The organism is Bacteroidota bacterium (assembly GCA_018692315.1).
Classification (GTDB): domain Bacteria; phylum Bacteroidota; class Bacteroidia; order Bacteroidales; family JABHKC01; genus JABHKC01.
Genome location: JABHKC010000101.1, coordinates 1 through 6389 on the forward strand (window position 1 = coordinate 1; position 6389 = coordinate 6389).

Below are 6389 nucleotides of genomic sequence, written 5' to 3' on the forward strand. Positions count from 1 at the left end.
ACAAACATTCCTGAAAAAACAGAAATATTTGTTTACACACTACTCGGGCAATCAATTTCAATAAATAGAACAGAAGAATATGGAAATACTAAAATCCTCGATATTTCGAATTTAGATTCTGGAGCATATTTTTTGGATATTTGCGAAAGCGGAAAAACTGTTGGTAGAGTTTTGTTTTTGAAGGAGTAGTTTCAACATTGACAAAGTTTTCGAGATTTACATAAGTTAAATGCTTGTATATTAGCTAATCAGACCCTGCGGGTTTTTAAAACCCACAGGGTCTGTTTGTTCACTTGTTGAGATTTGCCAAAGGTTGCAAATTTGCGGTAGCATGGGCTTTTTATTATAAACATTCCTGAGGGATAATTATATTTCCATCATCAATTTCCAATTCCAAAATCTAAAACTTAAAGTTCCAGCTAATTGAAGGAATTATTGGAAACAGAGAAACTTTTTTTGCTTCGGTAACGAAACTTCCGGTTTCAATTTCACCTTCGTAATCGAAATAAATAAAGTATGGATTATGGCGGCTATAAACATTATATACCGAAAGATTCCAGGAAGATTGATAGTTTTTCTTTTTTTTACGGAAATACGAAATCGAAAGATCAAGTCTGTGATAAGGCTCCATTCTGTACGAATTTCTATCGCCATATTCATTGACTATTTCACCACCAATAAAATATCTTGCAATGGGCAAAGTAGCAGTATTTCCGGTTGCATAAACAAAAACAGCGGAAGCCGTCCATTTATCGTTAAATTTATAGGTAGTAATTATCGACAAATCGTGCCTTCTGTCGTATTTTGCAGGAAAATTTTTCCCATCGAAAAGTTCCGGAAAAATTCGAGTGGTTTTTGAAAGTGTATAACCAATCCAGCCGGTGGTTTTGCCGAGCGACTTTTTCAGGAAAACTTCCATTCCGTATGATTCGCCTTCACCAAAAGTGAAATTATTATCCGGATTGTCGGCAACATTATCGCCAGGCGTTGCTCCATCTTTATATTCAATTTGATTTTCCAGTTTTTTATAATAAAATTCAACGGAAGTTTCGAACATATTTTTATGGAAATTCCTGAAATATCCTATTGCATATTGTATCCCAAACTGAGGAACAACTATGTCGGAGCTTGGAACCCACAAATCTGTTGGCATAGAAACCGACGAAATTGTAGCAAGATGAATATATTGATAATTTTGTGTAAATGAAGCTTTTATAGAAGAATTGTCGTCAAGTGAATATCTTAAAGAAAATCGTGGTTCAATATGATTGTAATGAACAACTTCTTCGCCTGCATCGTAATGAATTGAATCGGTAGTAATTCCTCTGTCATCTTTTATATACCTGTCAAATGGCCCAACTTGCTGAAAATATGTAGCACGCAATCCGGCATTAATTTTTAGTTTGTCGCTTAGGTCGAATTCATCGCAAATATAAATTGCAGCATCGTTGGCATATTGTTTCATTCTTTCGTCTGAATTATAATCGACCTCACCAACTTTTGCCGAAACACTGCTTGGTATAAATTTATGACGAATGAGATTTGTCCCGAATTTGATATTGTGATTAATATTTGGGAAATATGAAAAATCAACTTTCAAATTATAATCGGTGATTCCCGAAAACAACTTCATTTCAAAATCTTCCTGAATCACGTCGAAACTAAACTGATAGTCGCTAAAAATTGCAGTGGTATTCATAAAAAGCCGACTATTAAACAAATGGTTCCATCGGAGCGAACTTGTTGCATTTCCCCATGGAATTCTCATAGAAAATTCATCCTCTCTATTTTCAAATAAAAAAACATCTCGCCCGAAATATGCGCTTAAATAAAGTCGGTCTTTATCGGAAAATCGATAATTGACTTTTGCATTAAGATCGTAGAAAAAGTAGCCGGACCCTTTAAATTCCGATGTGTCGGCAATAAATGGCTGAGTCAAAATGTCGATATATGTGCGCCTCCCTGAAACAATAAAAGAACTGGTGTCTTTTTTTATAGGTCCTTGAAGCGTTAGTCTTGACGAAATAAGCCCAATTCCACCATCGGCATGATAAGTTTTGCTATTGCCATCCTTCATAGAAATATCGAGAACCGACGACAGTCTGCCACCATAATTTGCAGGCATTCCGCCTTTTATCAAATTCACATCTTTTATAGCATCGGCATTAAACACTGAGAAAAAACCAAAAAGGTGAGAAGCATTATAAACTACGGCTTCGTCAAGCAAAATCAGGTTTTGATCTGGTCCCCCACCCCTTACGTAAAATCCGGCACTTCCCTCGCCCGAAGATTGTACGCCTGGCAAAAGTTGTATGGTTTTCAAAATATCGACCTCGCCAAAAATTGCCGGCAGCAATTCAATTTCTTTCACAGGCATTTTAATCGTACTCATTTCGGTGCTTTTAATATTTTTATCAAGTCGTTCGCCCGAAACAATAACCTCTTCTTTTTCAACACTAATTTTATCAAGAGAAATATTCAATCGCAAGTTTTTATCCAAATTTATTTTTTTTGAATAATCCTGAAATCCTAAATATGAAGCAACAATAGTAAATTCTCCCTTCTCCAAACTAATTGAATAATAACCATAAGAATTTGTAGATGTTCCTTTCATCAATTCCTGAATGTAAACTGTGGCACCAATCATGTTTTCGCCTGATGATTTTTCACTTACGAAGCCACTTATTGTAAAGGCCTGAGAATTAACCGTTAATGCAAACATTAAAAAAGAAATAAAAATAATTAATTTTCTCATTCACTTTAAATTAGAAATTACGAAAAAAATGCAATATAAAGGAATTTTAACGAGTTTTTGGTTTGCTAAGTATTTGATAAGAAAAATAATGCGGAATAATTCTACTTTAGTATCTTATTCATGATATTCATGTATTTTTTGGTAGAATATTCTTTATATCCTTAAAATGGTTAAATTATACAATTATTCAGCAATTTCAATTTTAAAATCCTTATTTATCCCTAAATAAAGTTCAGTAAGGCTTTTTAATTCTTTTAAAGCTGAAATATCTGTGATTTAATTATTATTTGTATAAGCTTGTCAAAGTTTTAAACTTTGACAAACTTGCTAAAACTGAAATATCTGTGATTTTATTGAATCTTAAATCAAGTTCAGTCAGGTTTTTTAATTCTTTTAAAGCTGAAATATCTGTGATTTGATTATCATTTAAATTAAGTTCAGTCAGGCTTTTTAATTCTTTTAAAGCTGAAATGTCTGCGATTTTATTATATCCCAGGTTTAAGTTTGTCAAAGTTCTATACTTTGTTAAAGTTTGTGGGATTTCTGTTAAACCAAAACGGACAATACTCAATCCTGTAACAACTCCATTTGGGTTGCTGGAATATTCGGCTGTTTTTTCCCATCTATATATAATAATTTCAGAAATATCAACTTTTTTAAATTTGGTGTTGAGTTCTTTTTCTAATTGTTTAATACTTTCTAAACCCACTAATTTATTTATTTCAATATCGTTTGGGTTTAGTTTATTTATTAATAAAATAATCTCTTGATTTTCTATTTTTTGTTTTTTTGAAAAACTAAAATATTCGTACAAAAAATTTAAAAACTCATTGCTTTTGTATGCAGGTTTTAGTTTATGTGCATTGTAATAATTTTCAAATATTTCTTTATAGTTTTCGCTTGTTTTATTGTTTTGCAAATGTTTGCATTTTGCATAATAAAAAAGTGCTTCGTAGTGTTGGGGGCGGTAGTTTATAATTTCTGCATATAGTTTTTCGGCTTCTTTATAATTTTTTTCGTTATAATAGAAACGCGCATTTGTCAGCATAGCATCAATTTCAACATCAATTTTCGCGAATACTTTTTGTATTTCTTCAGTGGCAATTTCAGTAACTATCCATTTTCTGAAAAATTCTACGTAAAAGCTGTATTTTTCTTTATTAACATTTTTCAAAAACTTAATATTATTCAGCCTGTTTAATGTATCATAAAGTTTGTCGCAAGCCGGCAATACAGCCAAATTTGCAGCCCTAACTTTTATATTTTCCCCGCAAATATCATCCTTGCTTTCTTGTAGTAGTGCGGCAATATATAGCACAATTTTGTCTTTTGGAGTGAGAGTATCCCAAATCCAAATCACTCCGTTGCTATATCGTTTTATGGCAATTGGCAAACTTTCTTCAACCGTCTGCAAATTAATGTTTTGCAGGTTTTTGTCCAATGCAAGATCGAAGGCAATATGTGCCAGACATTGAGTGAAATATGGCTGTCCTCCGGTAATTTCAAATATTTTTTGTTTGGCATCGTCCGAAATTGGTAAAATGTTATCGGCTTGTGCAAGCAATTGTTTAACTATTTCGTTGGAGAAATACCCGATTTCTATTTGTTGTCCGAATTTAGTAATTTGTCCAAAACGCGCAGTATCAAGGTCTTTATAGTTTCTGCCAATCGCAAAAACTATTTTTAAGGGAATATTATTTTGTTTCAGCTTTTCAATAATTGCGGCACAATAGGGTATAAAACGATGATACGAAAATGTTTTTTTAAATTCCCGAATGCTTTCAAGCTCACCTAAAACATCAAATTCATCGAACAGAAGAATTAGTTTACGGTTTTTCAGATTTTTTTTTAATAAAGGTAAAAACTCAGAAATAAAACTATTTTCGTTAATAATGATTTTAAATTCAAAATCTAATTCTTTGGCAATTCTTTGAGCAATTTTATTTAATAAATCGTTCAAATCTGTTTCGCCTTCAGCTTGCAGAGTTATATATATTGCTTTTGAATTATTATTGTTATGAAGTTTTTCAATTTTTTTCAAGACCGAAGTTTTCCCTATTCGCCTTTGTCCCGATAACAAAAAGTTATAATCTTTTTCGCGTTCAATAAATTTTTCTATTTCACGTAGTACTTCTTCTCTGTCGAAAAAATCGTTTTCAGCATAAACTTCTGCTGATGTTATAAAAGGATTTTGGTATGTATTCATAACAAAATTATTTTTTTTCTAATTTATTTGAATTCAGATTTTGAGTATTCCACGAATATTTTAAGTGCAGTATCAAAAACTTTTTCGCCGGTATTTTTCAAAAGTGTATTGAGTTTTTCAAAAGTTCTTTTTGGCATATTTTGACCTAACCAAAATTTAATTGTAGATTCATATTCTGTTTTAATAAATTCTCGCACTACCAAATTATCAATTTGTTCACTTTTTACTTTTTGTTTATAATCATACATTAACGAAAAAATCTTTTGTGTAAAATACGGATATCCTTTTGTATATTTAAACACAAATTTGAGTTCTTTTTCTGTAAATTGAATTTTTGAGTTTTCTAAATAGTGTTTGGCAAGGCTGATAATTTGATTTTCGGTAAACCAATCTAAATCAAAAATTTCAGCAATTATTCCCGAACCCGTAATTTTTAAATCATATTTATTGTTTATGTCAATAAAATCTTGATTTGAAGTAAAAATACAAGAAAAAACTTTGTTTTGAATGTCAAGAAAATTTTTGAGGAAACTATTTAATTTTACAACAAAATGCCTTACTAATTTAGGGTCTTCTATAGCAAGTGTTTCGAGAAAAGCGTCAAATTCATCAATCAAAAGTACCGGGAAAATATTTTTACTATAAGCATATTTTATTGCATTAATAAAATTAGTTTTTGATTTTTTTTCTTTTTTCATCTTAAAATCGAGTTCGTTTTTAAGACTTTGCCATAATTCGTTGTAAAACTCATGTTCCGACACACAATATTGTACATTTGCAAAACAAAACAGAGGTTTAAATCTAATATCAGTTCCGTATATTGGCAATTCATTTTGCCAATATTTGTTGTTATTAGAAAATAAGTATTTCAAAAAAGAAGTTTTCCCTGTTTGCCTTTCGCCTGTTAGCCAAACATCTCCTTGTGTTTTTCCAATTATTGTCTCTTTCAAAATATTCTCAATCATTTTTTCACGATTGAAAAAGTCCTTATTCAATACAGGAGAATTATAAATAAATGGGTTTATGTTGTTCATAATTTTATTTTTATTTACAAATTTCAAATTTAGATTTTTTTTACAACAAACTACATTTTTTGCCACAAAAACCAAGGGCAAACGCATGAAAAAGATAATTTCATCCATTTTGGATTAAATATATTCAATAAATCCGGAGGATTGATATTATGGTAATAAAAATATATATGTCTGAAAATAAGCTCTGTAGGAGCGATATTATATTTGAATCAATGTTTCATGCGTTTGCTTTGCACAAAAAACACAAAATTAACTATGTAATTGTAAATATATAATTGCTCCATTATTAATTTTTTTTCCTATCTTTGCCACATGGATAGAATAAATGAAATAAGAATTAAATATTCAACAATTATAAAAGAAGCAAACGAGCGTTTCATTCGGATATGGGCAG

At 30.8% G+C, this 6389-nt stretch carries 4 protein-coding genes; 1 reads left to right on the forward strand and 3 read right to left on the reverse strand.

Annotated features, from left to right (window positions below):
• Positions 1–189 (forward strand): T9SS type A sorting domain-containing protein (locus HN894_08375; GenBank protein MBT7143341.1); only part of this gene is annotated, 189 nt, incomplete at its 5' end.
• Positions 190–400: 211 nt separating this feature from the next.
• Here the strand turns inward: HN894_08375 and HN894_08380 are convergent.
• From HN894_08380 to HN894_08390, 3 genes are all read right to left on the reverse strand, one after another.
• Complete coding sequence (locus tag HN894_08380) at positions 401–2755, reverse strand: TonB-dependent receptor (protein MBT7143342.1); 2355 nt, start codon at positions 2753–2755, stop codon at positions 401–403.
• 283 nt (positions 2756–3038) lie between these two features.
• A complete protein-coding gene (locus HN894_08385) occupies positions 3039–4961 on the reverse strand; it encodes an AAA family ATPase (protein MBT7143343.1) in 1923 nt (640 codons plus the stop codon).
• A 23-nt stretch (positions 4962–4984) separates the two neighbouring features.
• Positions 4985–5995 carry an AAA family ATPase gene (locus HN894_08390; GenBank protein MBT7143344.1) on the reverse strand — a complete coding sequence of 337 codons (1011 nt, stop codon included), beginning with the start codon at positions 5993–5995 and terminating at the stop codon, positions 4985–4987.
• Between the last annotated feature and the right edge of the window lie 394 nt (positions 5996–6389).

Excerpts from the sequence above, each read along its gene's own strand:
- HN894_08385 (MBT7143343.1), bottom strand. The coding sequence starts at position 4,961 with ATGAATACATACCAAAATCCTTTTATAACATCAGCAGAAGTTTATGCT.
- HN894_08380 (MBT7143342.1), bottom strand. The coding sequence starts at position 2,755 with ATGAGAAAATTAATTATTTTTATTTCTTTTTTAATGTTTGCATTAACG.
- HN894_08390 (MBT7143344.1), bottom strand. The coding sequence starts at position 5,995 with ATGAACAACATAAACCCATTTATTTATAATTCTCCTGTATTGAATAAG.